The organism is Bacillus altitudinis 41KF2b (assembly GCF_000691145.1).
Taxonomy (GTDB): Bacteria; Bacillota; Bacilli; order Bacillales; family Bacillaceae; genus Bacillus; species Bacillus altitudinis.
Window position 1 is genome coordinate 150,445 of the sequence record NZ_ASJC01000004.1, and the last position, 25,866, is coordinate 176,310.

Consider the following 25,866-nt stretch of genomic DNA (forward strand, 5'->3'; position numbering starts at 1 on the left):
CATTCGTTTCTGTCTTTTTCTCTTCCATACCCTTTGCACAGCTCGTCTGAAACGCACGGTTTGCTGCTTTCTTTTAGCTTTTACAGACTGGAGCGTTTTGATCCGATATAATGGAAAATATGTGAAGGAAGGGACGAATGACTTATGCGTACACCATCTGCTTTAAAAAAGGGAAGCCACATTCGGGTAATTGCTCCAAGCCGAAGTGCCAGCATTTTATCAGAAGAAGGAATGGCTCAGGCGAAAAAACGTTTAGAGGCATTAGGGTTCACTGTTTCTTTTGGACAACACGTGTTTGAATGTGATCTGCATTCCTCTTCTTCTATTGAACAACGTTTATCTGATCTACATGAGGCATTCTCAAATGATGAAGTCGACGGCATTTTGACAGCAATCGGCGGCTTTAACTGCAATGAGCTTTTGCCTTATATAGATTATGATTTGATTCGTCAGCACCCAAAAGTTCTTTGCGGCTACAGTGATATTACCGCACTTGCAAACGCCATTACCGCCAAATGTGACATGGTGACGTACTCAGGCCCTCATTTCTCCAGTTTCCAAATGGAACAAGGACAAGAGGAGCAGACAGCCATGTTTCAAGCGTGCGTGATGAGTAGCGAGCCATTTGATTTCACCCCTTCTACAAAGTGGAGTGATGATGCGTGGTATCTTGATCAAGTAAATAGGCAGTTTCATCCGACAACATGGGGGATTTATCAGGAAGGAACAGCTGAAGGCACCTTGTATGGCGGAAATCTTTGTACACTGAACTTACTGCAAGGGACACCCTTTATGCCTCACCTCAAGGATGCCATCTTATTTGTGGAGGATGATGACTTGGTCTTTCCTGAAATGTTCGCCAGAGACCTTGCCTCGCTCTTGCAGCATGCCGAATCCATTAAAGGGTTAATCATCGGACGTTTTCAAAAGAAATCCAAGATGACAGAAGAACATTTGAGGTTCATTCTAGATAAGCACTCAATGCTTCAACACATTCCAGTGATTTACGATGTCGATATCGGACATACACAGCCGGTCTTCACCTTGCCGATTGGCGGGAGTGCCGAGCTATCCTGCTACGACGGACAAATCCAATGGCGTGTTCATGCATAAATAAAACCTAAAAAGCACCCTCATATGTGGGTGCTTTTTCTATTTCATCGATTCTTTTTTTAAAATTTTTTTAGAAAAAGTGATCCAATCCTTCATCCCCTTCGTTAAGTAGATGTAAAAAGAAAAGAGAGGAGGCAAAAACATGTTCTCTGATGTACTTAGTCAATTATTCGATTCTATTTCTAACATTATCAATACACTTGGATAATCCCATTAACGCACACATACTACATGCTTGCCGAAGGGAGGATACAAACTATGTTCTCTGATGTACTTAGCCAATTATTCGATTCTATTTCTAACATCATTAACACACTTGGGTAATTCCTATGACACGCACATACTACATGCTTTCTGAAAGGAGGATACGCTCATGTTCTCTGATGTACTTAGTCAATTATTCGATTCTATTTCTAACATTATTAATACGCTTGGTTAATGTTCAAAACCCGCTATCTCTCGAGAATAGCGGGTTTTTTATATAAAGAAGCCCCGCTCATAAAATAGAGCGGGGCTTTGTGCATTACATTTTTTCCGGTGCAGATACGCCAATGAGTTTTAATGCATTCGCAAGCGTAATTTGTGTCGCCTTCATTAGTGATAGGCGTGCTGTTGTTTTTGTTTCATTTTCAACATCAATGACCTTCTCGGCATTGTAGAAGCTGTGAAGGGCTGATGCTAGATCATAGATATAGTTTGTGACGCGGTGCGGAATACGTTTTTCTGCTGCTTCTGCTACAACCTCTGGGAAGCTGCCGATGATTTTCAGAAGATCGTATTCTTTATCGGACTGAATGTGAGAGAAATCAGCTTTTTCAAGGTTTGGCTCGTAGCCTTTTTCTTCCCCTTGACGGAGCATGCTGCATATTCTCGCATGTGCATATTGCGCATAGTACACAGGGTTTTCGTTAGACGTAGAAATTGCTAAGTCTAGGTCAAAGTCCATATGAGTTGCCGCACTTCTCATCGCAAAGAAATAACGAGTAGCATCTAAGCCCACTTCTTCAATCAAGTCACGCATTGTGACGGCTTTACCTGTACGTTTACTCATCTTCATTTTTTCACCGTTTTTGTAAAGGTGAACGAGCTGAATGATTTCGACTTCCAGTTTGTCCGCTGGATATCCGAGTGCTTGGATCGCCGCTTTCATTCGAGGAATGTAGCCATGATGGTCCGCTCCCCAAATGTTGATGAGCTGGTCAAAACCTCTGTCCAATTTGTCCTTGTGATATGCGATATCTGGAAGCAAGTACGTGAAGCTGCCGTCTTTTTTAATCAGGACACGGTCCTTGTCATCACCAAAATCAGTTGAACGTAACCATGTTGCGCCATCTTCTTCAAAGACATAGCCTTTAGCGCGAAGTGTTTCTAGCGCTGGTTCGATTTTTCCGTTTTCATATAAAGACGTTTCAGAATACCACACATCAAATGGGACACGGAAATTCTCTAGGTCGACACGTAGTTTTTCTAGTTCATATTTTAAACCGTACTCACGGAAGAATTTCATACGCTCTTCTTCTGATTCATGCACGAAACGGTCACCAAATTCATCAGCAAGTTTCTGCCCGATGCCTTTGATGTCTTCTCCTCTGTAACCGTCCTCTGGCATTTCTTTTTCAAGACCGAGCGCCTCAAAGTAACGTACTTCTACAGATAGAGCAAGGTTATTGATCTGATTGCCTGCATCGTTGATATAGTATTCACGGCTCACGTCGAAGCCTGCTTTATCAAGGATGTTGCAAAGAGAATCTCCTACAGCTGCGCCGCGGGCATGTCCAAGGTGTAAATCCCCTGTTGGGTTTGCTGATACGAACTCAACTTGAACCTTTTGGCCTTTGCCTGTATTTGTTTCTCCATATGCCTCTTTTGCTTCAAGGACTGCGGGAATCAGTTTCGTTAAGTATTGATTGTTCATATAAAAGTTGATGAATCCTGGACCTGCAATATCCAGTTTTTCAATTGAAGCTTTGCCTTTGTCAAAAGCATTCACAATGTCCTCGGCGATTTGACGAGGTGCTTTTTTCGCAATGCGTGCAAGCTGCATCGCCATATTGGTGGAATAATCACCGTGAGTTTTGTCTTTTGGCACTTCCAAAAGAACATCCGGCACCTGGCTTTCATCAGCAAGTCCTGCTTTGACGACTGCCGCAATGATTTCTTCTTTTAACGCATCTTTGACCTGTTCTGCGATATTCATGAACGTAAATCCTCCTTATATGAAATCGATAATGTATGTAAATGCTTTTGATCTTCACCTGTCAGCATATCGTACGTAATGTGCAGAAGCCCATTGTCTACATCAAGATCAATACCATGTGTGTGCACATCGAGCTGAAGTGTGCCAAATGGCATCGTGTAATGTGTCACGGTCGTTTCTCCAATGAGAAAGCGCTGCTTCATTTGAATCGCACCTGATCTCATGACAAAAATTTCTTTTTCACTTATTTTGACAACAGTTTTTACTTGACCCATTTCATGTTCTTCATGGTAAGTGAGGTACGTTTTGTCATTCTTCTCTTGATACGTTCCAGTTGTTCGGAATTCGATCGTTTCAGCCGGTTCCGTCTCTGGTTTCATCACTGACTTTACATGAATTGAAATTTGGTTTTGTGTCATTTTGCACTTCCTTTGCTAAGACCCGTTTAACTAAAATAGTATACCATAATCCCGATTGCCTATCATCCCATCATTTCTCATCTCCGTGTGGATGAAACCCCATTTTTGATCTTCACATGTCTCTTTAGAAAAAAAGAAAAATGAAGCTCACCCCTATCACGAGTCCAGTCTTGAGCCCTGCGCTTTTTCGATTGATGAGATAAAACAGTGCTTGGATGCCTGAACTTGCCAAAAATGCCTGAAACAAATCAAATGGGAGAAGATGCCCTTGCTTATAAACAAACTGCATCAACAGCGCTATGCCAGTGAGATAGAAAAAGCCTCGATCCTGAAACAGATGAACCATCTCATCCTTTGCCTCTTTTTTCGAGGTGAACGTGGGCGGACTCGCTGCAAGCTCTCTTTTCAGCGTAAGAAAGCCTGCCGCTAACACACATAAAGCGAGTAATACCATCAATACAGAAGAAAACACGACCTGCCTCCTTTATCATGTCACCAATGTAAAAAAAAGAGCTTGTCCATATGAGATGACAAGCTCCTCTATCAAGATGTTATTTCACAAAACCAAGCAGCATTTCTCGTAAAAGTTTGCTTGCTGTATTCGCTGTTTGATCGGAATGATCGTATACAGGCGCTACTTCCACAAGGTCTGCACCGACGACATGCACATCAGAACCAGCAATAGCATGAATAGATGCCAGCAGTTCTTTTGACGTAATACCGCCAGCATCCACAGTTCCAGTACCAGGCGCATGTGCCGGGTCAAGTACATCGATGTCAATTGTCACATAAACTGGGCGGCCTTTCAGCTTTGGCAATACTTGCTTCAATGGCTCCAGCACTTCAAATTTAGAAATGTGCATACCTGCTTCTTTTGCCCATTCAAATTCTTCTTTCATCCCTGAACGGATGCCGAAAGAGTATACACTTTCAGGTCCAATAAGTCCTGCCACTTTACGAATCGGTGTCGAATGTGAAAGCGGCTCACCCTCATATTCCTCACGAAGATCGGTATGTGCGTCCATATGGATGATGGCCAAATCAGGGTATTTCTTATACATCGCACGGAAAACCGGCCAAGACACAAGATGCTCGCCGCCCATTCCTAATGGAAACTTCCCTTTTTCTAAAATGCTGTCAACATACTCTTCAATTAAATCTAAGCTTTTCTGTGCATTACCAAATGGAAGCGGGATGTCGCCAGCATCAAAGAATGGCACCTCGTGCAGTTCACGATCTAAATAAGGACTGTATTCCTCTAATCCAATGGATACTTCACGAATACGGTTCGGGCCAAAACGTGAGCCTGGACGGTAACTGACGGTCCAATCCATTGGCATCCCGTATAAAATGACTTTCGCATCTTCCCATGTCGGATGACTTCCAATAAACACTTTTCCTGAATAAGCCTCGTCGAATCTCATACAAGATTCCTCCTTTTACGCTTCAAAAAATGCGCAAACTGACATTTGCGCATTTCCATTTCGCTTGATTTATTTGATTAAATCGCTCACAAATTTCGGCAGAACGAATGCCGCTTTGTGCAATTCTTTTGTGTAATATTTCGTATCAATATCAAAGAAGCGGCTGTCTTCTACAGCTAGTGGATCATACTTCTTAGAACCAATGGTAAATGTCCAAAGACCGCTTGGATATGTTGGGATATTCGCTGTGTATAGCTTGGTAATCGGGAAAATTTCTTTTACATCACGCTGTACATTTGTAATTAACTCAGGTGTGAACCAAGGGTTGTCCGTCTGTGCAACGAAAATACCGTCTTCTTTTAGTGCTTTTGAGATTCCTGCATAGAAACCTTTAGAGAACAAGTTCACAGCTGGTCCAACTGGCTCAGTTGAGTCAACCATGATCACGTCATATTCGTTGTCGGCTTCCGCAATGTGCATAAAGCCGTCTCCGACTTTCACATCTACACGAGGATCGTCTAGTTTCCCAGCAATTGAAGGAAGGAACTTCTTCGAGTATTCAATGACCTTGCCATCAATATCAACAAGTGTCGCTTTTTTCACACTTGGATGCTTCAGGATTTCACGAATAACACCACCGTCTCCTCCGCCTACGACAAGAACATTTTCCGGGTTTGGATGAGTGAAAAGAGGAACATGTGCCACCATTTCGTGGTATACAAACTCATCTTTCTCTGATGTCATCACCATACCGTCTAAAAACAGCATATTGCCAAACTCTTCTGTTTCCACCATTTCTAAATGCTGAAAATCTGTTTGTTCTGTGTGAAGGGTTTTGTTCACCTTCAATGTAATGCCAAAATTCTTCGTTTGCTTCTCTGTATACCAAAGTTCGCTCATTGTTCATCTTCCTCTCATCCAATAATAAACAAACATCTATTGTTAGCGCCTTTTATCGGCTATGACTATATCGATTGTCCAAGAAAAAAGTATAGTGGATTCATATCAAATTGTAAAGAACCGCATGAGATAACTTCATTTTTAAAGCGCACCCTTGCAGTCGCCTGTTTAAAACGGTTTTCTTTGTCCCATACTGATAAAAAACCGTCAAAATGGGGGCTTTGCATGGACACAATCATGAGTAATAAAAAAATCCGCATGACCGTGAAAACGATTCGGGCCTGTTTTTTTATCGGCTTGCTCGCTTTTCTATTTGCAGGCACAGTCTTTTTGACGATTCTTTTACTTGCTAAGTGGCAAGGCGCTCCCTCTGTTCAAGTTCCCCAATCCACGACCATTTATGCAGCCGATGGGTCTAAACTTGGCGAATCAAACTTTGGAGAAAAGAGATATTGGGTTCCGTTAAAGGACATGTCCCCTCATATACAGCAGGCAGTGGTCGCGGTTGAGGATAAAACCTTTTATCAGCATCACGGCTTTGATGTGAAACGCATGGCGGGTGCTGCGGTGGCAGACATTCGTGCAATGGCAAAGGTACAAGGCGCCAGCACGATCACCCAGCAATACGCACGAAATTTATATTTAGATCATGATAAAACATGGAAGCGAAAGTGGAATGAAGCCTTTTACACGATCCGCTTAGAACAAAACTATACAAAAGATGAGATATTAGAAGGATACTTGAACACCATATATTATGGCCACGGCGCATACGGCGTGGAAGCGGCATCTCGCCTTTACTTTGGAAAAAAAGCGAAAAACTTAACTTTAGCAGAGTCTGCCTTGCTTGCTGGTATTCCAAAGGGGCCTTCTCTCTACTCCCCTTATGTGAATGAGGAGAAAGCCAGCGCAAGAAAGAATATGATTCTGAGGCAAATGCAAGAGGATGGCATGATTACGAAAAAAGCGGTTGCTGATGCCAGCAAGGAAAAGCTGTCCTATCGCCCGCTCAAACAAAAGCAGCTACAAGCAAAGCAGGCCCCGTATTTTTATGATGATGTGATTCGCGAACTGAAACAAACGCTGGGTTTAACCGAGGAACAAATTGAAACGTATGGTCTTCATATCGAAACGACCTTACAACCTGAATTACAAAAAATCGCTGAAAAGACTTTAACCAACATCATGGATTCTGAATCAGATATCCAAATCGGCTTTGCTGCCATCCATCCCCAAACAGGGCATGTACTCGCCCTCATAGGCGGGAGAGATTACGAGAAAAGCCCATTCAATCGTGTCACACAAGCAAAAAGACAGCCGGGTTCAACAATGAAACCACTTCTCTATTACATGGCTTTGCAAAATGGGTTTACACCAGCAACCGTGATGCGCAGTGAAGAAACTGTTTTTGAACTCGATGAGCAAGGAAGCGGCGCCGCTTATTCACCAAGCAACTATCATGGCTATTACGCCAATGACGGTATTACGATGCTTCAGGCTTTGGCTCTATCTGATAACATTTATGCGGTCAAAACCCATCTATTTTTAGGAATGGAACAGCTTGTACGTGCAGGGAAAACGTTCGGGATTCACGAAAAACTAGATCAAGTGCCTTCACTTGCGCTAGGTACTTCACCTGTCAAACCAATCGAAATGACCAATGCTTACGCGATGCTGGTCAATGGAGGAAAACGTGTCAAGCCAACCTTTATTACGAAAGTAACGGACGCAAAGGGCAACTTACTCTTTGAGGAGAAACAAAAACGAGAGCAAGTACTAGATGAAAAAGCAGCATTTGTCACCACTGACATGATGTCAGGGATGTTCAATGATCAATTAAATGGCTATACAAGTGTCACAGGACGTACCATTTCAAAAGATCTTACCAGAAATTATGGAGGAAAATCGGGGACGACAGGCGCTGACAGCTGGATGATCGGCTTCTCTCCCCAGCTCGTCACAGGTGTGTGGACCGGCTACGATAAAGGACGCACCATTGACTCGGTCAAAGAAACCGCCTATGCGAAAAAGATATGGGCTTCCTTTATGGAATCAGCCCTCTCAAACCAGCCAGCCTCCTCCTTCATGCCGCCAGACGGTGTAAAAGGCGTATATATCAATCCAAAAACGGGTGATCTCGCAGGCCCAGGATGCGAATCAAAGGTATTTACCTATTTTATAGAAGGAACGGAGCCGACCGGTGTCTGCTACGGTGCCGAGAACAAAGCATCTGAGCAAGACACGGCTCAGGATCAACAGCCTAAGAAATGGTGGGAAAAGTGGCTGAAGCGTTAAAAATGGACATGAAAAACCCCGAGATCTGCATCTCGGGATTCTCCATGTCCTAGCTTTAACACCAGTTTACTGAAAAAACGACTGGAATTGGTATCCATTCATCATTCTTCACAAAAATTTCACAATTACTCAGGAACAGCCAATCCTTCTTTTAATTCATCTGTGGATGCTTCCCATAACGCCTCATTGTGACTCTTCAAGAAATCAGCGAGCACCTTTTTCGAACCATCATCCATATGACTGACAACGATTTTACGCTTCATGGATTTATCCATTAAATTCACATGCTCAGGAAGTGATTTATATCCTCTGCGGATCGAGCGGTCAACCGTCATTTCACAAGCTGTGACACCAGCATAATATGGTCCCTCTTCTCTACGGTCAATCGTCACCCATACGAGCCAGTAAGGTTTTCCGTTAGGTACCTCTTCTTTGGTTTTTAAAAATTTAATTCCTTTTTCGACGGCACTTCTTGCATGCATCGCACCAATATCAATGACGGCTTCCTTTTCCTCCACATCAATGATCACTGGCGAGATATTATCAAGGCTGAGGGCACCTGCCCCAAAACCTCCATGCCCATCCGTTGCATCTGTTTTTTTAATGATATTAAAACCAATTGGTTTCTTCTTTTTACCTTCCATTCACTAAACCTCCTAAAGCAGCGGCTTCAAAATAAGATTAAACCAGTCAATAATTTGATTACGCATTCCGATCAATGGACCAAAAACAAACTGACCTAGCGGCGTGATGACGAAGATGAGGAAAATGATGATTCCATACTGTTCAAATTGCGTCATCTTTGCACGGATGCCGGGACTGACAACATCCTCAATAATACGATATCCATCCAGCGGCGGGATCGGTAATAAGTTAAATAGGAACAAAATCACGTTCAAGTTAATAAAGATTTGGAAGAAATAATCGATCCCCGGCTCAAAGCGCATGAGCGACTCCCCGCCAAATTTCTGAAGAAGCACATACACAAAAAAGCCTAGAAACGCCAACACCAAGTTACTTAATGGGCCCGCAATCGAGACGCAGATTCCTGCTAAGCGCGGGTTTTTGAAATGGTACCGATTCACAGGTACAGGCCTCGCCCAGCCAAACCCAGCCACAAAGATCAAGATCGTCCCGAAAATATCAAGGTGCTTCAATGGATTGAGTGTCAGTCTGCCTTGATTTTTAGCTGTCGGATCTCCAAAACGATACGCAACATATGCATGCGCCAGCTCGTGCATCGTAAAAGCCACAACAAGCGTAATGGCGACATATGGAATCAGTTCTAATGGATAAACAAGAAATTGGTCCAAAGGCATGAATCCCTCTTTCTTTCTATACAATGATTTACTTCATTCAGTATACTATAAGAAGTCCCTTAAACTAAAGGGAAGCGTAGCACTACAGGAAAAAGGAGGTTGCCATCATGCCGATTATCACCGTTCAAATGCTTGAAGGAAGAACAGATGAGCAGAAAAGAGCTCTTGTGGAGAAAGTCACAGATGCCGTTGTTGAAACAACAGGCGCAGGTGCAGAAAAAGTCTCTGTCATTATTGAAGAAATGAAAAAAGAACATTATGCTGTAGCAGGAAAGCGAATGAGCGACCTGTAAGCATATAAAAAGGACAAACACTTTTTCTGTGTTTGTCCTTTTGTCTCTTACCTTATCTGTACCAAGCTTTATTACGGTTCACTTGATTTTTATGAGCCGCATCGAAGAAATCGACAGTGTAAGAATAATCATAATTCATTAAGCAGACAATTCCGCTGCCTTGAGGGTCATGCGGCAAACCAAAGTTATGGCCGTATTCATGTGTAGCCGCTTTTGCTGTGTTCGCTGTTCCTTGATCAAGGTTGACACTGAATGCACTTCCGCTCGGTGCACTATTGTAAACATAAGCGATTCCGCCAGCATCAAAGTTTGGATTTGCTGTAAATCCTGTGACAAAATCGTATCCTCTGCCATCAAAGCTGCGCTGAAGGTTGGACAAAATTTGTGATGAATTTGATCCTGAGGACGTCCAAGACCCTACGGCTTGTACAACAAAGTCCACATCATGATCACGGTTAAATGTCACATCCGCTTGCTCAATGATGCTGACAATGCGCGTCTGCCAATCACTATATTTCGCACGATACTGCGCATCAGCTACTGCATAGACGGTCACTTTCTGACTGCCTGTACTAGCTTTTGTTGAAATCGAATCTCCTGTATTTGCTTTAAAGGTTCTAGACCCTACCTGTTTACCAGACTCATCTAAAATCTTTGTTGTCACATCTCTTTCAATAGGAGGTGCCTTCGTCAAATCTTTAAAATCGTTTGCCTTTGGCAACCCTTCACTAATATGTGTTTCGAACGGTGCATGATCATGATCATGCCCATGACCTGCACTTGCAACTGGTGCTGAAGCTGAACTTACCCCCGGTAACAAACTACCTACCAATAAAAATGACAAAAAGACTGAACGCTTTTTCATTCCTATCCCTCCTTTGTTTTTCACAAGGTTATATATTCACTGAAAATTCACCATTTTCCTTCTATTCAGTCAAAAACAGGGAATTTGATATACAGGAAGAAAGTCGAATCATGTCATTTTCACTAATTTTTCGGATATTTTGACACACATTTCATTCAAAAATAGCGCTTTCGGTCCGGGTCTTACAAAACAAAAAAAGCCCAAAAATTGGGCTTTTGCAAAGTTAGTTCAATTCCTTCAACTGATCAATATACGCAAGGGCTGCCTCAAATTCTTCGTCCGTATAGCGTTGCTTGCTTTTAATGGTGAAGACCTTTTCCTTTACCTCATCTTTTGGCAGATCATCAAAGTATAAAATCGTTGAGACAAGCTCTAGAAAACGAGACGATTGCTCATTCATCTGCTGCGTCAGCACTTTGAGGTCAGGCATGTCCACTTCACACTGATCGAGAAACTCTTTCCCATTGTCCGTCAGCGAATAACGATATTGATAGTATCCGCCCTTTTTTTCCTTCATTTCGTCCAAGAATCCAAGGTTGCACAGCTCTTCAATTCTGAGCGTCAACTCCTCTGAATAGGGGCCATAAAAATGAAAATCGTATTTCTCGTAAAAAGGCAAATCTAGCTTTTTTGCTATGTAAATCATTTTTTGCAGCTTCTTCCGTCCAACGATTTCCCCAGATTCAGAGAACACCTTCATCAACTTTGCATGCTCTTTCAACAAATTCCCGACATCTCCTTTTTCAGTACTTCCTTATCCCAATCCAAGCAGCTTCATGATCGCCTTCTTTTCTTCAGCTTTTTCCGACATATCTACAATTAAGTCCATCGGGAAATAAAGTTTATGATCGGTTCTTCGTTTACCGGAAATGGCGTCAACAATATCTGACTGTCTCGACAGTTCTTTAATATGACCACTTTGCGTCAAAAGGTGGATCGGCAGCCGTTCTTCTTCTTCGCCCGGTCTATAGAAGTCATAAGGCAAATCAGAGGAAGAATCGACCACTAAATAATAGTCAGGATCAATTCCTGCTTCTTTGAACAAAGCCGTCAGCTTGAAATATTTCGTCATTTCTTCGTTTGGATTAAACTCTGTATATTGGAATAAACGGCGGTTCATAAAACGGCGGCACAAATCAGCCAGCACGTGATCTTCTTCATCTTCCCACGCCTGAAAATAAAATAAGACAATGGATTCATCCAGCTTAATATAGTCCTCTGTGGTGACATTTCCTTCAAAAATTGAATAAAAATGCACAGGAGCATGTGTGAAAATATATCCCGTTTCATGCAGCTCTTTTGCACGATGGAGGATTTTTGTTAAAATGACCTCCGCGCTGCGGGTCACTGGGTGGAAATACACTTGCCAGTACATTTGATAGCGGCTCATAATATAATCCTCTACGGCATGCATCCCGCTCTGTTTCATCACAATCTGATCTTCTCTTGGACGCATCACGCGTAAAATACGTTCCATATCAAAGTGACCATAGCTGACGCCTGTATAGTAAGCATCACGCTGCAAGTAATCCATTCGGTCGGCATCAATTTGACTTGAAATCAAACTGACCACCTGTTTGTTTTGATACGTTTTGGCAATGACTTCTGCTACATGCTTTGGAAAATCGTCACTGACCCGGCGCAGCACTTCATTTACTTCCGTCTGCCCTAAAATGATATCTCTTGTAAACGATTCATGATCTAAATGAAAGACCTTTTCAAAGGAATGAGAAAACGGACCATGTCCAAGGTCATGAAGCAGGGCGGCACTCAGTACAAGCTCACGCTCCCCTTCATCCCATTCGGGTCTTCCTTTAAACACATCATCCACAATTCGTCTGACAATCTCGTATACACCGAGTGAATGATTAAATCGGCTGTGTTCTGCCCCATGAAACGTTAAATAAGTGGTGCCTAGCTGTTTAATTCGTCTAAGGCGCTGGAACTCTCTCGTTCCGATTAAATCCCATATCAATGCATCCCGTACGTGAACATAGCGGTGCACAGGATCTTTAAATACCTTTTCTTCGGATAATTTCCCTTTTGGATACGCCATCGTTTCGTCCCTCTTTTTTTAAGACGTGTTTCTATTATATCGGGTAACTTTTCCCGAAAACATCCTTGAATTTGCTGGCGAATGTGTTCTCATAGATTGAACGGACGTAAAAAGCCCGACCTGACAGGGACGGACCTCTTTTTAGGTCGACTGAACACATTCAGTGACATTTATTTGACTTTTTTTTGAACCTTTTCGAGTAACTCATCTTCTGTTGGTGCGGATAATGGGCGATTGTTCACAAACGCAAAAGCCTTTTTTCGTCCTGGACCGCAATACGATTGACAGCCAATCTCAATTTTTGCATCAGGGTCAACCGATTTAAGTCGAGGCAATAACGTTTTTAGGTTCGTCGCATCACAATCGTCACATACGCGAAACTCATTAGCCATGTTCTTACGCTTCCTTTCAATGATGAAACTTCATTCTATATGAAACAGTTGGACAACTAAGAGTGAATAATATACCACCCAACATTGTACATCGAAGCGACTGGAGTTGCAAGAAGCATTGTCAGCACAGAGACGTATTCACATAAAAGCTAGTATTTTCCACTATCCTTTTAGCAAACTTGTATAAACCTTCTTCAACTTGGCTAATCTAATACCATCAAATCTTATGGGGGTTTAAACACATGTCAAAACAAAGACAAGATGCTTGGTCAGAGGAAAATGATCTCCTTCTGGCAGAAACCGTCTTACGTCACGTCAGAGAGGGCAGTACACAGCTGAACGCATTTGAAGAAGTTGGAGACAAGCTAAACCGTACCTCAGCGGCATGCGGATTTAGATGGAATGCTGTCGTGAGGCATCAATATGAAAAAGCATTGGCACTTGCCAAAAAACAGCGTAAACAACGCATGCGTGCACTCGGCAATGGACAGCCTGCGAAAAAACGTTTGCTCTATCAGCCGCAAGTTGAAGAAACGATCACACAGGAAGAGTTCTCTCAAGAACTGGAACCTGCGCAAGAAGAAACGTTTGCACCTGCAGCCGAAACAGCCGAACAGCTTCAATTTGTGGATCAAAGCTACAATGAAGAGTTAGCTAGTTTATCACATTTATTGTCACAGGCTTCTCAAGTGACAGAGAAAAAGCCAGAAGCTAATCCATTTGGGCAGCGCCAAGAGTTAACCATTGAGGATATCATTGATTTCTTACGCCGCTATGAAGGCGATGGACAGCAATCATCTGCCTTACGGATGGAAAACAGCCGGTTAAAACGAGAAAACAACGAACTTTCACATAAAGTCACGCAGCTAGAAGCTGAAGTGAAAAAGCTTGAAAAGGATCAGCTCACGATTCAAGAAGATTATGAAACACTCGTCAAAATCATGAACCGTGCAAGAAAACTAGTTTTGTTTGAAGAGGACGACAGTGCCGCACCAACCTTTAAAATGGATCGTAACGGCAACCTTGAAAAAATGGCTGAATAACCAAAAAGTGCTCCCCACCTGCGGGAAGCACTTTTTTAAATATCCAAAAATAGCATCACACTAAAAAGGACATTGATCAAGAAGACGAACATAAAAATATACCTGACTTGCCTCACCTGAAAATCACCAAACATAAAAATATAAAGCCCTGCGATACCAAGCGTCAGTACAGGCTGAAGAAACGGCACGAAAAGCGAAATGCCGTAGCCGGCTCCTATGATGACAGGAAGCCATAGTAAATAGAGGTAACCGCCATTTTTAGATTTCAAGAAACCACTCCCTCTCTTTCTTCTATCTGCTTGATTTCAGGCTGAACAAACTTGAGTCCGGCCATTGTACGTCTGCGTTTTTGTGATGTCCAAACCGCAATCGCCGGCTGATCTGTTAGAGACTCTGTGTCAATGGTGATCAGCACTTTCCCATTTAATTCAATTGAATCTTCAAACTCAATTTTGCACCCAGATAAACTGATATCATGTATGATCACCGGCACCTTCTCTTCTAGTCGGTCCTCATAGGCGATCGTACCTGTCACACCTTGCAATGGCCTTCTCATCCATTTGCGACGCAGAGCCTTTGGTACCTTCTCCGTTTCTCTTAAAAAGCGGAGAAACGTCCGAACAGCATACGATTTTTTCTCACGATCCGTCATCGCTACATGCTCTCGTGTGAATAAGAAACGGATCAGTGATAAATACTCTGATTTTTGTGTGTCAGTAAAAGCAACACCAACCATCAGCTGGTCTCCCTCTGGATAGCTCCAAACCACGTCACACGACACGCTTTCATTCTCTGAAAAAAATAATTGCGTTTGTCCTTGATAAAGAGAAGACGCTTGGTCCAATGGAATGGACAGACGCGCACCTGAATCACTCATATCTAGTAGAAAACAAGCAAGCGACTGATCTTGATGATCAGAACGAAGATGCCCCTCTTTTTCAATGACAAATCGCTCTGATTTCCGATAACGCGGTCGATCAAACGCCACAAGCAGTGCCATGAATAAGCCTGCACCGTTATAAAGCACCCAAAAAATATTAATCAACATAAGATCAGCGTTCATCGTCCCATTTACCTTCACATCGTAACCTATTTTCACAAGGGCAAGCAATGAGAGCAGCAAGAAGATCAGATGGGGAATCATCGTTTTTAAATGGAAATGCCTTTTGTCCGTTTGAATTCCCTTCGGTGTCACCAGAAATTCAACCCGTTTTTTCAAGAACAGTTCACTGAGTGCCACACCAGCTAAGTGGAATGCCATTGAACTTTCATAAATATGACTCCAAAACATACTTCTTTTTTGATTCGACACAAGTTTAAACGCTAAATACGAGCTAAAGAATGCCGGCAGCCAAAACATGAAAACGGACTGGAAATCTGCCCAGAAACTTTGAATACCAAACAATAAAAACAAAATCGGTGTGAGAATGTAAATCATTTTAAACAAACCGTTAAACCAATACAAAATGCCATCTAAATAAAGAACTCTCTGCATCAGCGTTAAGCCGCGCACCTTCAAAGGATTAAACTTACGGGCACACTGAATGTTCCCTCTCGACCAGCGATCTCTTTGCTTTAACAGATCAAGCCAGCTTTCAGGTGCCAGACCGACGGCTAATACTTCTCCGACAGACACAGATTTGAATTTCCCTTGGAGAAGCATTCCTGTTGCCATGTCTTCTGTAATCACTCCAGTAGCAAATCCGCCAATTTCATCTAATGCCGTTCTTCTAAATACCGTATTACTCCCAACATACATGACGGCATTAAACCGATCCTTACCAGCTTGGAGAGTTTGCATGAAAAAGTCCTGCTCATTTGGAATTCGATCTTTCGAGAACATATTATATTGGAAAGGATCTTCGTTATAAAACGCCTGTGGAACTTGAACAAACGCAGTTGCTCCATCATGAAAATAGGGCACTGTTTTTTCTAAAAAGGAAGGAAGAGGGACCATATCTGCATCAAGTGTCAGAATCAGCTCTCCATCCGTTTGAGACATCGCATGATTTAAATTACCTGCCTTAGCAAATCTGTTATCTGTTCTTGTCAGGTAATGAACACCAAACGCAGAAGCAAGCTGCTCTACTGCTTCCCTATTACCATCATCACATAAATAAATTTGAACGCTTTCCTTCGGATAAGAGAGATTCAAACAACCTGCAACAGTGCGTTTCAGCACCTCAATTGGTTCATTATATGTAGCTATGAAAATATCAACTGTTGGCAGCCTTTCAAGATCACTGATCATGACTTGTTTCCGATTTGAAGGCTTCCACACAAGTGTATAAAACACAAGCAACTGGATAAACCCAATGCATTCACAGACAACAAGCAAAATGCCCATGACAACATTAAAAGTACCTTCATGCGGCAATGTAAAGAAGAGGCGCCAGCAAATATAGGCAGCATTTGTTAACACACATAGCACAATGATGATTTTTTTCACAGTAGAGGCCATTGGCTGGATACGATATATCATATACAACAGAGACAACATACAAAGCATAAACAGCGGGTAATACGTGGTGATGAATGACAATACATTTTCCTTCTTTCTTATGTCATAAAGGACTATCACATATAAAATGTCATAACAAAGGAGGGGATTCTTCCATTAGATTGCCCCTCCATGTCTATATAAATCATTTCCACAATCGATCTAACTGATTTGAATAAAAATCAATGGCCTTTCGATAGCTCAAAATAGCAGGATCGTTTGTCGTCTCAGTTAAACAGTTCAGTAATATTTCCATTGCTTTGCTATGTTCATTTAAATTATACAAAGTCATGGCATAAAACGTTTGAATGGCTTTATTATGCGGATAAGCTTCCATCGCATGGAGGAATATCTGTTTTGACTTTTCATATTCCCCTAAGGTTCTGTATGTACTTCCTAATCCTAAAAAAGCATCTTCTCTTTCTTCTGAAGACAAACCTAGCTCAAGCGCCCTCTCATAAAAAAAGACAGCTTGTTTTTCCTTCCCTAACACATCATAACTCCAAGCACATTGATAGTGAATGGAGGCATGATCTGGATACTTTTCTACAAGACGGATGAGCATGTCATTGGATTCTTGAAGTTGTCCACTTTCTCGAAGTTCAATCGCTCTCAGAAGTTTCGTTTCCATTACATCACCCCTATTTTTAAGATGGCTGGAAAGATATGTTTACGAGAACACTTTCTCATTCCGCTCAATCATCCGCGTCATGTTTTTCTCAAACTCCAGCTGTTCCTCGGTGGTCAACCCTGAAGCGGTCAGTTGCTCGCTCAGCTTTTGAAGTTCTTCAAGTAAAAGACGCATGAGAAGCGCACAGTCAATGGGTTTTCCAGTTAATTCTGATAGGGATGCCATCGTATCAGGCTGTATATCAGGGAATACCGCTTTCACCTCATGCCGTTTATCCTTTAAGGCCGCCTCATAAAAACGGCGAATCAAATCAGCTCGTTCCCGGCCGCTTCCATCTGCACACAAATAGATTTGCACAGCGACCCCTCCGCGTAATCTACGCTGAGAAATGCCGGCAAATTTCTTTCCATTGATGCTTAGATCATAGCTGCCCGGACAATAAGATCCGACAATCTCATAAGCTTCAATGTCCACCTCATACATCGACAGCATCCGGCGGATCAATTCCACCATCGCATCATATCCTCGGTCAATATCAATGCCCTTCTTTTGTTCCGCAAAGATTAAAGACACATTCAGTACGCCTTCATCCAGCACCACAGCAAGACCGCCTGAATTGCGCACAATGACGCGATATCCCTCTTCCTCAAGAAGCTTTACACCATCTTGGAGAAATGGAAGTCTTGTATCCTGAATCCCAAGAACGATCGTATTGTGGTGCACCCAAGAACGCGCTGTCGCTGGTGAGAGTCCTTTCCCGACCGACGCACAAAGCGTATCATCCATCGCAAAAGATTGCTTCGGGTCCACATAAAGACCAAGGCTCGATTGATCTATGATTCGCCATGTCGGCTGCGTCAATAACTCAATAGGTTCATTTTTCATTCCTGCATATCCTCTCGTTCATAAACTGTGTTTATTATAACATGGAGGGAGAATGAGAGAGAAAAAAGCTCTATGACAAGGAACGTCACAGAGCTTTTCAACTGGATTTGGTTTTCTTGTTCTTCCTTTTCGAAATGAAATAAACAGCTGCAATCAAAACGACAGGAGCCCCAACCAAGAGGCATGCAGCGATCAATGTGTTCCACGGCAAATCGATCATCTCCTTAATAGACTAAACTTCTATGAAACAGCCGTGACTTACCCAGCTTAACAAGTCTTCAGCCACTAATTCCGCATGCTGAGGGTCCATCACACCAACATCGACGATCCACACTTTTTTCTCTTCTTCTGCCTGCCGCATGAGAAGTACTCGCCCACCGCCATCGTCACCAATGGCTACATAGCCGCTGGCATAATGATGGACTTCCCATGTTTTATTGCGTTCCACTATGTCCTCAGTTCCGTATAGTAGAACATCGCCTTCGACGGAACATCCATTTGTCTGTTTCAGCAATGTCTTATAAGCATGGGGCAGCAGCATGTTTAGCTGGGATTCTGTCTCTTTGATGTTTATATCAGTTTCTGGTTTGTTTATGACCAGGTTGGGAATCTGAGAAAAATGAATCATTTTGAAAGCCTCCTAAAAGGATGTACAAGCGTTTATTCAGCTGATTTTGGCATAATTCTTTTATACACCCGCAGGAGCACTTTTAATAGAAAATAGAAAATGATGACATCGAGTATAAAACCAAAAAATAGAAATTCAACACCATAATTTGAATGCAGGACTAGCCAATCAATGGGAAAACCCCGATAAACCGGACCGGCATGTGGGACATAAACCCCTCTCATAAAAGCTGTCCCAATGACGAGAAGAACACTGATGCTTAATAGCCAATTGACTGTTTTTTTGTTGATGTGTTTTTTCTGATTCATACGAATTCCTTTCTGTGTTTTTGTATCGCTTTTTAATAAAAAGACTTCTACATATCACTATATAATCAATACAACAATTCTTTTAGTAGACTTTCCGCTTTATGTAATTCATCTAAAAATGGATTTAGATAATCATTATGACTATCCAAGTAAGCCCTAACTCCGCCAATGATAAAGACTTTTTGGAGATCATCATTGGCTTGCATGATTCTTTGGGCATTCTTGTATCTTCTATATATTAATTCAAGTACACCTTGATTGATCTCTTGCGAATATTCTTTTTCTAGGATGTTGATGACCGTTTGGATTTGTTTTGTTAGTTCTTGTTTTTTGTTCATTTTGTTCTCCTATTTACAGCTTTTTGGAACAAAAACAAAGCCGATGCTCGAATCGTTATATTTCGAATATACAAAAGACCCTCTTACAGAGGGCTCTTATTACGCCTATTGTTTTTATTCTTCAAGGGATAATTCCCATAACTTTTGACCGTTTGCTAAATACACTGCATTAGGTGGATCATCATAAAGGGATATTTCTACTAAAGACCTTTCTTCTCCTATCAACCAATCATACACTCTGCTTTCTTTATTTGGAGACGATATGATGTTCTCTACTCTAAAAGCAACGGCATAATATTCAACGTAATTGATATCATCATCCTCTAACCCATTATCAGTTTCGTAAAGTGTGTCTGGTTTCCCTATGATCTTTAATCCGTTACCCCACTCTAATATCAGCTCTTCCCCGCCGTAATCATCTAATGTTTTTATTAAAGGGTTATAGTCCATATGTATCCACCTTTTTAATTTAATTCTAATGGTTTTGAAGGTACGATATGAGCACCATCTTTTGAATAATGTATTGTGCCTCTAGTAGTCTCTATATATTGTTGAGTTTTCATATCATAAGTCTTTCCTATCTTTTGACCAAAATCTATAACTTCTCTCCCGTTTTTTAGGAATTCCCCTCTACCAGCGTATTTATCAAGCAATTCTTGTGCCTTTTTATTATCTCCGTAAAAAATGCTTTTCTTTTTTCCGTTTGCTACTTCTTGCTTGTAATTTGGTGTTTCTGGAATATGTTTTTCTTGAGCTCCTGATTTTACTTTTGCAGGGAAACCATTTACTTCACGGTAAGGTCCCTTAGGTACGGATTGTTTACCGTAAGCAGGTGTTTTAACCCTCTTCACATTCTTCCCTTGCTCCAACCTAAAAACATATTTCCCAACCTTCACTATTTTCGTGATTGGGATGATAGAGGCTGCGGATAAAGCTTGGTCTGTGCTGCTGATGTTTCGGCTGGTTTCTGGGTCTTTACCAGTAACGGCTCGGTAGCCGTCGTAGATGCCGCTGTATTCTAAAATGATGTTTTCGGCGGTTGAGACGACCTCACCGTCTAGTATGCGTTTGGCATTTCCGCGGCTGCGGCTTTCTGGGATGTTGTCGACTTCTTCTATTCTTACTTCGCCGTTTGCGATATACGTTCGAATGATTTGTTTATTGGCGTAAACGGTGTATCTCCCGCCTATAAAATCAATGTCCGACGGATCTGTGACGACTTCATCAGCGATGTCGAATTCTTTTAGCTTTTTGACGCCTTTTACGTTATATAGTTTACCATTTACGACCCTGATGTCTCTATGAATCTTACTTTTCCTGCTCACAGGTTCTTTTTGTAATGTCGTAAGCAATGGATCGTTTGCTTTGACTTGCTTGTTGACGTTTCGGAGGGTACCTCTATGAACCACCGTATCCACATTCGCCTGTTCTTTCTCACTCAATTTCTTCAACATGATCATCATCGGATTGTCTTTCGTGTTGTCTATTTTGTCATTCAATCCGCTGATCGTGCTGCTTATTTTTTCTTCTTTTCCATTTTTGAAAATAGACCCTTTTTGATAGCTCGTGATGTCGATTTTGGGACCGGTGAACATGGTGCTTAGCGTGTTGATGTATTGCTTCATTGTTTGCAATGCACTTGTTGTTTCATTCATAGCACTTGTTTGTTCTCTGTCAAAGGCATGGAGCAGTCCAATGGTTCTGGATGTCTCAAGCCACGCTTTTTGATAGCTCTGTTGAAAAGCAGACTCGTCTACATGAGGCAAGTGAACGATATGACTGACCCTGCCGATCGCCTGGCTCACATCTGAAACAATGTCAGAAATCGCTCGCTCTGCTTTTTTTAAACCTGAATCAAGTTCGTGTTCAATAAAAGCTTGTGATATAAAGCCATGCTGATTTGATTCAAGTGTATGAAGTGCCTGCTTTGTTTGTTTGAGCGCAGAGCTGAACTCCTCAATGACAACCTGAAAAAATTGCAGGAAGGGAATATGGCATTCTGTATAAAAGGAGCGGATGGCTTGTCCCGCCTCTCCCTTTAGTGCGCCATCAAGTGAGATGATCTGTTGGATTTGTTTTTCTATGGATCTAATCTGTTCTGATTGCTGTTTTAATGTATTCAGCGTTTGGTCAATTCCGTTTATTAGCGCAAAAGCATCAAGGGTTTTCATTACGTTCTCCTTTATTTTCTTTTACTGCTAGAAGCAAGCGCCTTGTCCGTTTCGATCATGGTGTTCACCGCTTGTTCTGTTTGTACAAGTTGTTTCTGAAGAATGTCTATATAGGATGTACTTAATTCGTTCAGCTGCTGATTGACTTTTTCTAATGTGTCTGCCGTCAGGAGCTGATTTCTTCCTTTGATGGTTGTTGGAAGTGTTGCATTCATTTGAGCGCCTGATTGTTTTGCATGCTGTAATACTCGTTTGACCTGACTGGCATCTATTTTAATTTCTCTGCTCATGTGACTACCCTCTTTTTTCTTCCAGTTGTTTCTGCTTTTCTTTCTCTATTTTTCTTTCAACCGAATGAATTTCATGTTCTAATGAATGGATCTCTGATTTTAAGTCGCTGATTTTCTCATCAATTCGGTTCACTAGATTGGTCAGCTGTACACTTTTTATCTCTTGACTGGCGGATGCCATCTCGTCTCGAATGTCATCAAACGTATCTGCGAGATGGCCAAACCATGTATGTGATGTCAGATCTGGATGAGTCATTTTCTTGTTAGCATCTGCCAGAGCAGACTTTGCTTCTTTTATTTCTTTTCGACACATGTTCAGTTCTATGATTTGTTCTTTTTTTATGGATATGTCTGCCTTTAACGAATACAAGGCTGTTGTATAACCGATGATAGCTCCAGACATCGTCAAACACCTCTATTCCTCAAATAGTCCTCCGTTATGTTACCATTTACTAGCACAAGAGGCATATGATTGAAAACGAATTCACTAAAAAATGAATCGTATGTATTGGGTTTTTATACCTAATTCACATAAAAAAGCTGAATCCTTTGATAGGATCCAGCTTTTGATGCTTATTTTAAAGTTTCAGTGACTGATGCTGAGCCATGATCGTTACATGCAGCGTCTTTCTTCTCAGGGATATAATGGAGTGAAAACCCGACAAGGCTAAAAAAGGCACTTAACACCAGTGTTGGGTTTTTAAATAGGTTCGTACTAGCAATGATCATATCTCCCTTTTGCAAGAGTATTCCTAGTATTTGACCGAATACCAACAACGTTCCTGACGTTAGGAATAGGACAAGCAGCACTTTAAATAAGAATTCCATCAATACTCTCATCTGTTTCTCCTTTCTATACGGGAAGTATCTCCATTCCAATGAGCCAGCCAATGCCAACGATCGGAAGCATATAATAGAGGATCAGTGGGATAAAGGTTTTTTCTGGTCTGGCCCCTGCAAGACCAGAAGCGATAAATATGGATCCTGATGCAGGCGGGGAAGCGCCTTCAGTTGATGAAAAAGCAAGAATGGCAACTACAGCCACAACTGGGTCCACTCCAACTGAGATTAAAGCTGAAAATGAGACAAGCCCAACTGCTGTTAATGTCGCTGTTGAAGATAGAGGGCCAGCCACCAGTGTGACAAGAACACCCACAATGAGCACCATGAGCCATTTCGGAATGGCAAGTACTGATGTGATTTGCGTCAAATCATCTGCGAGCCCTAATTCTGCAAGTACTTGACTAGCAGCCACTGCAAACAGCATCAAAGCGCCAATCGTTGTGAATTTAGGAATGGCTGATTTGAAAAATTGAGACCAATCTAAAGCAGACGCCTTGCTTCTTCCAATTGTTAGACTAATTAATATCATGAGAATCGGAATCCACGTAATTAAAGAAATTTGATCCATTGCCTCCGGTCCGATGTTTGGATTACTTTTTAAGTAGTTTGCCAACGGACCAATGGTGATCATGATAGGAATCAAGGCACCGAAAAAAATAAAGATCGACTTCCACCCTTGTTTTACCGCTTCCCAGAAAGGAAGAATATCATCTGGCGGCATGGCCTGAATTTTATTCTTTTTCACCAGGAGATACACCAAAATAAATCGGTATACGACTTGATACAGTCCTCCTATTAGAAGGGCAATATATAAATCTCCCTCAGATACAAGGGCGGCAACTGGGGCAAACCCAAGCATGATAAACATGGAAGAGTTCGGAGGCAGTGCCGCTCCAAGTCCGCCATTCCCTGCTAGAATCGTGGCCGTATGGGTCCGGCTCCACCCGGATTTAATCATCCAAGAGGCGGTGATAGAGCCAGTCGCAGCTGTGTTTGCAGAATTTGAACCTGAAAGAGCGCCTAACACTGCTGAACCTAACGTACTCATATAAGCTGCTCCACCAGGAAGTTTCCCTACAACAGAATTCAAGATTCGTAAGAGTGCATGAATTAATTCCAACTTTTCGATTAAATAGGCCATAAATACAAATGCGACAGCTGCATAAAGCACCTCATATGTGGATGCAAATATTAAACCATCCCAGAAAAGTCTTAACGCATCCATTCCGCCAAATAATGTGGTCGCAATAAATCCTAATAGCATGGCTTCTCCCATATTCCGCTTCACGACGACATTCCATATAATGATGACAGCTATGAACACAATCAACGCAATAAAACCCATATCGTTTCTTCGCCTCCCCTTCATTAAATAAAACGCTTACAAATTATTCCCCTTGCTGCATCACGTCAATGACTTCTTCCCAGCTAGCAGGTTTTACCCCGTCAAATCGTTCAGCAAAGTGAAAGTCTGCTAATCTCTCAAGCTTCTGTTGTGCTGCCCGAGACATACTGGCATCAATCTCTGCTTCATCCAGCATTTCAATAGAGCCAAGCAGCTCAACCGCCCGTCTTTTTGCATGCAATGCACTCCCTGTCACAAGACGGTTCATGGTCTCTTCAAAACTTTTACTATCGATTGTATCGCTTAGTGAAGAAATCACTTGATGTTCCATATTATATTTTTTGGAAATTTCCAAAAATTCAATCAATAGACCGACAATCCCCTTCATATAAATGCTTCTGATTAGCTTTAGTGCCGAAGCATCTCCTGGCTGGTCACTAATTTTTGTGATATTCATGCCATAAGCATTCATGACTTTCATGAATTGGTCAATTCCACTGCCGCTTGCCGTGATCGGAACCTTGTGTTTGTTGACTGGAAGAGACCCTAGCATGGCGGCATCGACAAATAGCGCTTCTTGCTTTTCAATTTCGTTTGCTACTTGTTTTTTGATGTCTGGTGTTGATGCCGATACATCTACATATAATTGATTCTTTTTCAAACTTCCCGCTACAGATTGTGCCACTTCTAAGGTTTTATTCGCTGGTACAGCTGCAATCACAAGATCAGATTTCTCAATGAGTTCGCTAATACTGCTCGTTAATTGAACGCCTGTTTGCGATGCTTTTTCTTTCAACGAGCCAGCTAATTTCTCATTTTGTAATAGGACATCATACGCATAAAATTGATTTAATCCTTCTGTTTTCAATCCCGTTGACAGCTCATATGCCGCTTCACCATATCCGATAAAGCCTATTTTCATCACCGATTCCCCTATTCCTGAATTTTTTTCATTCTGCTTTCCAGCCATGCCGGTGCTAAGAGACTGATGTCTTGCTTTCCTTCGTCCACATACTGTTGAATCGTTTTTAATCTCTGATGTTCATACGCTTGTTTCTCTTCCGCTAGTGTCAGCAGGTGTTCCGCCTTTTCCTTTGGAACGATGACGACTCCATCATCGTCAGCAATGACTAAATCGCCTGGGGCTACTTTGACACCGCCGCACGAGATGGTTTGATTCAATTCCCCAGGACCATCTTTATAAGGTCCGTTTGGCATAAATCCCTTACTGTAGATTGGCAAAGCCAGCTCCTCTAAAGCGAGTTTGTCGCGAACAAGCCCGTCAATCACGATTCCTTCTATTCCTACAGCCTTTGCTGAATGTGCCATCAATTCCCCTAAATAGGCATGACCCTTATGGTCTTTCCCGTCAACAATCAGTACATCTCCTTCTTTAGCAGAGTAGATCGCTTGATGAAGAAATAAATTATCCCCTGGCCGTAAGCTAACAGTAAAAGCTGTGCCGACTACATTCATGCCTTTCGCAACTGGTTTGATTTGATGATCCATCGCGCCAGTGCACCCCATTACGTCTGACAGCAAGGTCGAGTTAAGCTTTTTTGCCCTAGCGATAAGATCATTTGACACGAAATGAACAGTACTCATTGTTTC

General features: G+C 42.0%; 30 protein-coding genes. 4 read left to right on the plus strand and 26 right to left on the minus strand.

Going from position 1 to position 25,866, the window contains the following annotated elements:
* The first annotated feature begins 144 nt into the window (after positions 1 to 144).
* Complete coding sequence (locus BA79_RS09090) at positions 145 to 1,113, plus strand: S66 family peptidase (protein WP_035702371.1); 969 nt, start codon at positions 145 to 147, stop codon at positions 1,111 to 1,113.
* 523 nt (positions 1,114 to 1,636) lie between these two features.
* Here the strand turns inward: BA79_RS09090 and argS are convergent.
* The 5 genes from argS to speE all read right to left on the minus strand — a co-directional run bounded on the left by argS (position 1,637) and on the right by speE (position 6,053).
* Positions 1,637 to 3,310 carry an arginine--tRNA ligase gene (argS, locus tag BA79_RS09095; RefSeq protein ID WP_035702374.1) on the minus strand — a complete coding sequence of 558 codons (1,674 nt, stop codon included), beginning with the start codon at positions 3,308 to 3,310 and terminating at the stop codon, positions 1,637 to 1,639.
* On the minus strand, positions 3,307 to 3,729 hold the full coding sequence (locus BA79_RS09100; RefSeq protein ID WP_007497707.1) for a YwiB family protein: 423 nt from the start codon (positions 3,727 to 3,729) through the stop codon (positions 3,307 to 3,309). Before BA79_RS09100 ends, argS begins: the two co-directional genes overlap by 4 nt.
* Positions 3,730 to 3,853: 124 nt before the next feature.
* The gene (locus BA79_RS09105) at positions 3,854 to 4,201 is read right to left on the minus strand and encodes a hypothetical protein (RefSeq protein ID WP_007497708.1); all 348 of its coding nucleotides are present in this window, start codon (positions 4,199 to 4,201) and stop codon (positions 3,854 to 3,856) included.
* Between the two features lie 79 nt (positions 4,202 to 4,280).
* Positions 4,281 to 5,153 carry an agmatinase gene (gene speB, locus BA79_RS09110; protein ID WP_035702376.1) on the minus strand — a complete coding sequence of 291 codons (873 nt, stop codon included), beginning with the start codon at positions 5,151 to 5,153 and terminating at the stop codon, positions 4,281 to 4,283.
* Between the two features lie 69 nt (positions 5,154 to 5,222).
* The gene (gene speE, locus BA79_RS09115; protein ID WP_003214614.1) at positions 5,223 to 6,053 is read right to left on the minus strand and encodes a spermidine synthase; all 831 of its coding nucleotides are present in this window, start codon (positions 6,051 to 6,053) and stop codon (positions 5,223 to 5,225) included.
* A gap of 225 nt (positions 6,054 to 6,278) precedes the next feature.
* Between speE and BA79_RS09120 the strand changes: the two genes are divergently transcribed.
* A complete protein-coding gene (locus tag BA79_RS09120) occupies positions 6,279 to 8,348 on the plus strand; it encodes a transglycosylase domain-containing protein (protein WP_035702379.1) in 2,070 nt (689 codons plus the stop codon).
* A gap of 125 nt (positions 8,349 to 8,473) precedes the next feature.
* Here the strand turns inward: BA79_RS09120 and BA79_RS09125 are convergent, their stop codons facing one another.
* Together BA79_RS09125 and BA79_RS09130 are read right to left on the minus strand one after the other, a co-directional pair.
* Entirely contained in the window at positions 8,474 to 8,992 is a 519-nt protein-coding gene (locus tag BA79_RS09125; protein ID WP_007497712.1) for a YwhD family protein, read from the minus strand.
* 12 nt (positions 8,993 to 9,004) lie between these two features.
* Positions 9,005 to 9,661: a site-2 protease family protein gene (locus BA79_RS09130; protein WP_029575408.1), complete on the minus strand. Its 657-nt coding sequence runs from the start codon at positions 9,659 to 9,661 to the stop codon at positions 9,005 to 9,007.
* 113 nt (positions 9,662 to 9,774) lie between these two features.
* Between BA79_RS09130 and BA79_RS09135 the strand changes: the two genes are divergently transcribed.
* Positions 9,775 to 9,960: a 2-hydroxymuconate tautomerase gene (locus BA79_RS09135; RefSeq protein ID WP_008343530.1), complete on the plus strand. Its 186-nt coding sequence runs from the start codon at positions 9,775 to 9,777 to the stop codon at positions 9,958 to 9,960.
* 52 nt (positions 9,961 to 10,012) lie between these two features.
* Here the strand turns inward: BA79_RS09135 and BA79_RS09140 are convergent, their stop codons facing one another.
* From BA79_RS09140 to BA79_RS09155, 4 genes are all read right to left on the minus strand, one after another.
* Positions 10,013 to 10,825 carry a zinc-dependent metalloprotease gene (locus BA79_RS09140; RefSeq protein ID WP_035702382.1) on the minus strand — a complete coding sequence of 271 codons (813 nt, stop codon included), beginning with the start codon at positions 10,823 to 10,825 and terminating at the stop codon, positions 10,013 to 10,015.
* 223 nt (positions 10,826 to 11,048) lie between these two features.
* Positions 11,049 to 11,549 carry a YwgA family protein gene (locus BA79_RS09145; RefSeq protein WP_007497715.1) on the minus strand — a complete coding sequence of 167 codons (501 nt, stop codon included), beginning with the start codon at positions 11,547 to 11,549 and terminating at the stop codon, positions 11,049 to 11,051.
* Between the two features lie 30 nt (positions 11,550 to 11,579).
* Positions 11,580 to 12,881, minus strand: coding sequence for an HD domain-containing protein (locus BA79_RS09150; protein ID WP_007497716.1), 1,302 nt, complete (start codon positions 12,879 to 12,881; stop codon positions 11,580 to 11,582).
* Positions 12,882 to 13,051: 170 nt separating this feature from the next.
* Complete coding sequence (locus BA79_RS09155; protein ID WP_003215259.1) at positions 13,052 to 13,273, minus strand: YuzB family protein; 222 nt, start codon at positions 13,271 to 13,273, stop codon at positions 13,052 to 13,054.
* 242 nt (positions 13,274 to 13,515) lie between these two features.
* On the opposite strand from BA79_RS09155, the gene BA79_RS09160 reads away from it, so the two are divergent.
* Positions 13,516 to 14,316, plus strand: a complete 801-nt coding sequence (locus BA79_RS09160; RefSeq protein ID WP_035702384.1) for an RsfA family transcriptional regulator — start codon at positions 13,516 to 13,518, stop codon at positions 14,314 to 14,316.
* Between the two features lie 35 nt (positions 14,317 to 14,351).
* Here BA79_RS09160 and BA79_RS09165 read toward each other — a convergent pair whose 3' ends face one another.
* The 15 genes from BA79_RS09165 to BA79_RS09240 all read right to left on the minus strand — a co-directional run bounded on the left by BA79_RS09165 (position 14,352) and on the right by BA79_RS09240 (position 25,860).
* Positions 14,352 to 14,585 carry a DUF5970 family protein gene (locus tag BA79_RS09165; RefSeq protein WP_035702387.1) on the minus strand — a complete coding sequence of 78 codons (234 nt, stop codon included), beginning with the start codon at positions 14,583 to 14,585 and terminating at the stop codon, positions 14,352 to 14,354.
* Complete coding sequence (locus BA79_RS09170; RefSeq protein WP_035702389.1) at positions 14,582 to 16,858, minus strand: glycosyltransferase; 2,277 nt, start codon at positions 16,856 to 16,858, stop codon at positions 14,582 to 14,584. The genes BA79_RS09165 and BA79_RS09170 overlap by 4 nt, the downstream gene beginning before the upstream one ends.
* Positions 16,859 to 16,961: 103 nt before the next feature.
* Positions 16,962 to 17,447 carry a tetratricopeptide repeat protein gene (locus tag BA79_RS09175; protein ID WP_035702392.1) on the minus strand — a complete coding sequence of 162 codons (486 nt, stop codon included), beginning with the start codon at positions 17,445 to 17,447 and terminating at the stop codon, positions 16,962 to 16,964.
* 39 nt (positions 17,448 to 17,486) lie between these two features.
* Positions 17,487 to 18,332, minus strand: coding sequence for an octanoyl-[GcvH]:protein N-octanoyltransferase (gene lipL, locus BA79_RS09180; protein ID WP_035702395.1), 846 nt, complete (start codon positions 18,330 to 18,332; stop codon positions 17,487 to 17,489).
* 232 nt (positions 18,333 to 18,564) lie between these two features.
* Positions 18,565 to 18,960, minus strand: coding sequence for an SMI1/KNR4 family protein (locus BA79_RS09190; protein ID WP_035702401.1), 396 nt, complete (start codon positions 18,958 to 18,960; stop codon positions 18,565 to 18,567).
* Between the two features lie 32 nt (positions 18,961 to 18,992).
* Complete coding sequence (locus BA79_RS09195) at positions 18,993 to 19,268, minus strand: hypothetical protein (protein WP_035702404.1); 276 nt, start codon at positions 19,266 to 19,268, stop codon at positions 18,993 to 18,995.
* A gap of 65 nt (positions 19,269 to 19,333) precedes the next feature.
* A complete protein-coding gene (locus BA79_RS09200; RefSeq protein WP_024719454.1) occupies positions 19,334 to 19,606 on the minus strand; it encodes a hypothetical protein in 273 nt (90 codons plus the stop codon).
* Between the two features lie 114 nt (positions 19,607 to 19,720).
* Positions 19,721 to 20,056, minus strand: coding sequence for a hypothetical protein (locus BA79_RS09205; RefSeq protein ID WP_024719455.1), 336 nt, complete (start codon positions 20,054 to 20,056; stop codon positions 19,721 to 19,723).
* 14 nt (positions 20,057 to 20,070) lie between these two features.
* Positions 20,071 to 21,777: a T7SS effector LXG polymorphic toxin gene (locus tag BA79_RS09210; RefSeq protein WP_035702408.1), complete on the minus strand. Its 1,707-nt coding sequence runs from the start codon at positions 21,775 to 21,777 to the stop codon at positions 20,071 to 20,073.
* 11 nt (positions 21,778 to 21,788) lie between these two features.
* The gene (locus BA79_RS09215; protein WP_035702411.1) at positions 21,789 to 22,067 is read right to left on the minus strand and encodes a YwqI/YxiC family protein; all 279 of its coding nucleotides are present in this window, start codon (positions 22,065 to 22,067) and stop codon (positions 21,789 to 21,791) included.
* 4 nt (positions 22,068 to 22,071) lie between these two features.
* Positions 22,072 to 22,470: a YwqH-like family protein gene (locus tag BA79_RS09220; RefSeq protein WP_008343584.1), complete on the minus strand. Its 399-nt coding sequence runs from the start codon at positions 22,468 to 22,470 to the stop codon at positions 22,072 to 22,074.
* 170 nt (positions 22,471 to 22,640) lie between these two features.
* Positions 22,641 to 22,907 carry a hypothetical protein gene (locus tag BA79_RS09225; RefSeq protein ID WP_035702413.1) on the minus strand — a complete coding sequence of 89 codons (267 nt, stop codon included), beginning with the start codon at positions 22,905 to 22,907 and terminating at the stop codon, positions 22,641 to 22,643.
* 13 nt (positions 22,908 to 22,920) lie between these two features.
* Positions 22,921 to 24,255 carry a TRAP transporter large permease subunit gene (locus tag BA79_RS09230; RefSeq protein WP_035702414.1) on the minus strand — a complete coding sequence of 445 codons (1,335 nt, stop codon included), beginning with the start codon at positions 24,253 to 24,255 and terminating at the stop codon, positions 22,921 to 22,923.
* A gap of 43 nt (positions 24,256 to 24,298) precedes the next feature.
* Complete coding sequence (locus BA79_RS09235) at positions 24,299 to 25,177, minus strand: prephenate dehydrogenase/arogenate dehydrogenase family protein (RefSeq protein ID WP_035702416.1); 879 nt, start codon at positions 25,175 to 25,177, stop codon at positions 24,299 to 24,301.
* Positions 25,178 to 25,188: 11 nt separating this feature from the next.
* Positions 25,189 to 25,860, minus strand: a complete 672-nt coding sequence (locus BA79_RS09240) for an RraA family protein (protein ID WP_019743226.1) — start codon at positions 25,858 to 25,860, stop codon at positions 25,189 to 25,191.
* Positions 25,861 to 25,866: the final 6 nt, after the last annotated feature.

What these genes read in the sequence shown, in the direction of transcription:
- BA79_RS09240 (WP_019743226.1), bottom strand. Translation starts at nt 25,860, where the DNA reads ATGAGTACTGTTCATTTCGTGTCAAATGATCTTATCGCTAGGGCAAAA.
- BA79_RS09120 (WP_035702379.1), top strand. Translation starts at nt 6,279, where the DNA reads ATGGACACAATCATGAGTAATAAAAAAATCCGCATGACCGTGAAAACG.
- BA79_RS09135 (WP_008343530.1), top strand. Translation starts at nt 9,775, where the DNA reads ATGCCGATTATCACCGTTCAAATGCTTGAAGGAAGAACAGATGAGCAG.
- BA79_RS09230 (WP_035702414.1), bottom strand. Translation starts at nt 24,255, where the DNA reads ATGGGTTTTATTGCGTTGATTGTGTTCATAGCTGTCATCATTATATGG.
- BA79_RS09205 (WP_024719455.1), bottom strand. Translation starts at nt 20,056, where the DNA reads ATGGACTATAACCCTTTAATAAAAACATTAGATGATTACGGCGGGGAA.
- BA79_RS09100 (WP_007497707.1), bottom strand. Translation starts at nt 3,729, where the DNA reads ATGACACAAAACCAAATTTCAATTCATGTAAAGTCAGTGATGAAACCA.
- lipL (WP_035702395.1), bottom strand. Translation starts at nt 18,332, where the DNA reads ATGAAAAATGAACCTATTGAGTTATTGACGCAGCCGACATGGCGAATC.
- BA79_RS09175 (WP_035702392.1), bottom strand. Translation starts at nt 17,447, where the DNA reads ATGGAAACGAAACTTCTGAGAGCGATTGAACTTCGAGAAAGTGGACAA.
- BA79_RS09220 (WP_008343584.1), bottom strand. Translation starts at nt 22,470, where the DNA reads ATGTCTGGAGCTATCATCGGTTATACAACAGCCTTGTATTCGTTAAAG.
- BA79_RS09195 (WP_035702404.1), bottom strand. Translation starts at nt 19,268, where the DNA reads ATGAATCAGAAAAAACACATCAACAAAAAAACAGTCAATTGGCTATTA.
- BA79_RS09160 (WP_035702384.1), top strand. Translation starts at nt 13,516, where the DNA reads ATGTCAAAACAAAGACAAGATGCTTGGTCAGAGGAAAATGATCTCCTT.
- BA79_RS09150 (WP_007497716.1), bottom strand. Translation starts at nt 12,881, where the DNA reads ATGGCGTATCCAAAAGGGAAATTATCCGAAGAAAAGGTATTTAAAGAT.
- BA79_RS09200 (WP_024719454.1), bottom strand. Translation starts at nt 19,606, where the DNA reads ATGAACAAAAAACAAGAACTAACAAAACAAATCCAAACGGTCATCAAC.
- speB (WP_035702376.1), bottom strand. Translation starts at nt 5,153, where the DNA reads ATGAGATTCGACGAGGCTTATTCAGGAAAAGTGTTTATTGGAAGTCAT.
- BA79_RS09140 (WP_035702382.1), bottom strand. Translation starts at nt 10,825, where the DNA reads ATGAAAAAGCGTTCAGTCTTTTTGTCATTTTTATTGGTAGGTAGTTTG.
- speE (WP_003214614.1), bottom strand. Translation starts at nt 6,053, where the DNA reads ATGAGCGAACTTTGGTATACAGAGAAGCAAACGAAGAATTTTGGCATT.
- BA79_RS09225 (WP_035702413.1), bottom strand. Translation starts at nt 22,907, where the DNA reads ATGAGAGTATTGATGGAATTCTTATTTAAAGTGCTGCTTGTCCTATTC.
- BA79_RS09090 (WP_035702371.1), top strand. Translation starts at nt 145, where the DNA reads ATGCGTACACCATCTGCTTTAAAAAAGGGAAGCCACATTCGGGTAATT.
- BA79_RS09125 (WP_007497712.1), bottom strand. Translation starts at nt 8,992, where the DNA reads ATGGAAGGTAAAAAGAAGAAACCAATTGGTTTTAATATCATTAAAAAA.
- BA79_RS09215 (WP_035702411.1), bottom strand. Translation starts at nt 22,067, where the DNA reads ATGAGCAGAGAAATTAAAATAGATGCCAGTCAGGTCAAACGAGTATTA.
- BA79_RS09155 (WP_003215259.1), bottom strand. Translation starts at nt 13,273, where the DNA reads ATGGCTAATGAGTTTCGCGTATGTGACGATTGTGATGCGACGAACCTA.
- BA79_RS09210 (WP_035702408.1), bottom strand. Translation starts at nt 21,777, where the DNA reads ATGAAAACCCTTGATGCTTTTGCGCTAATAAACGGAATTGACCAAACG.
- BA79_RS09190 (WP_035702401.1), bottom strand. Translation starts at nt 18,960, where the DNA reads ATGATTCATTTTTCTCAGATTCCCAACCTGGTCATAAACAAACCAGAA.
- argS (WP_035702374.1), bottom strand. Translation starts at nt 3,310, where the DNA reads ATGAATATCGCAGAACAGGTCAAAGATGCGTTAAAAGAAGAAATCATT.
- BA79_RS09235 (WP_035702416.1), bottom strand. Translation starts at nt 25,177, where the DNA reads ATGAAAATAGGCTTTATCGGATATGGTGAAGCGGCATATGAGCTGTCA.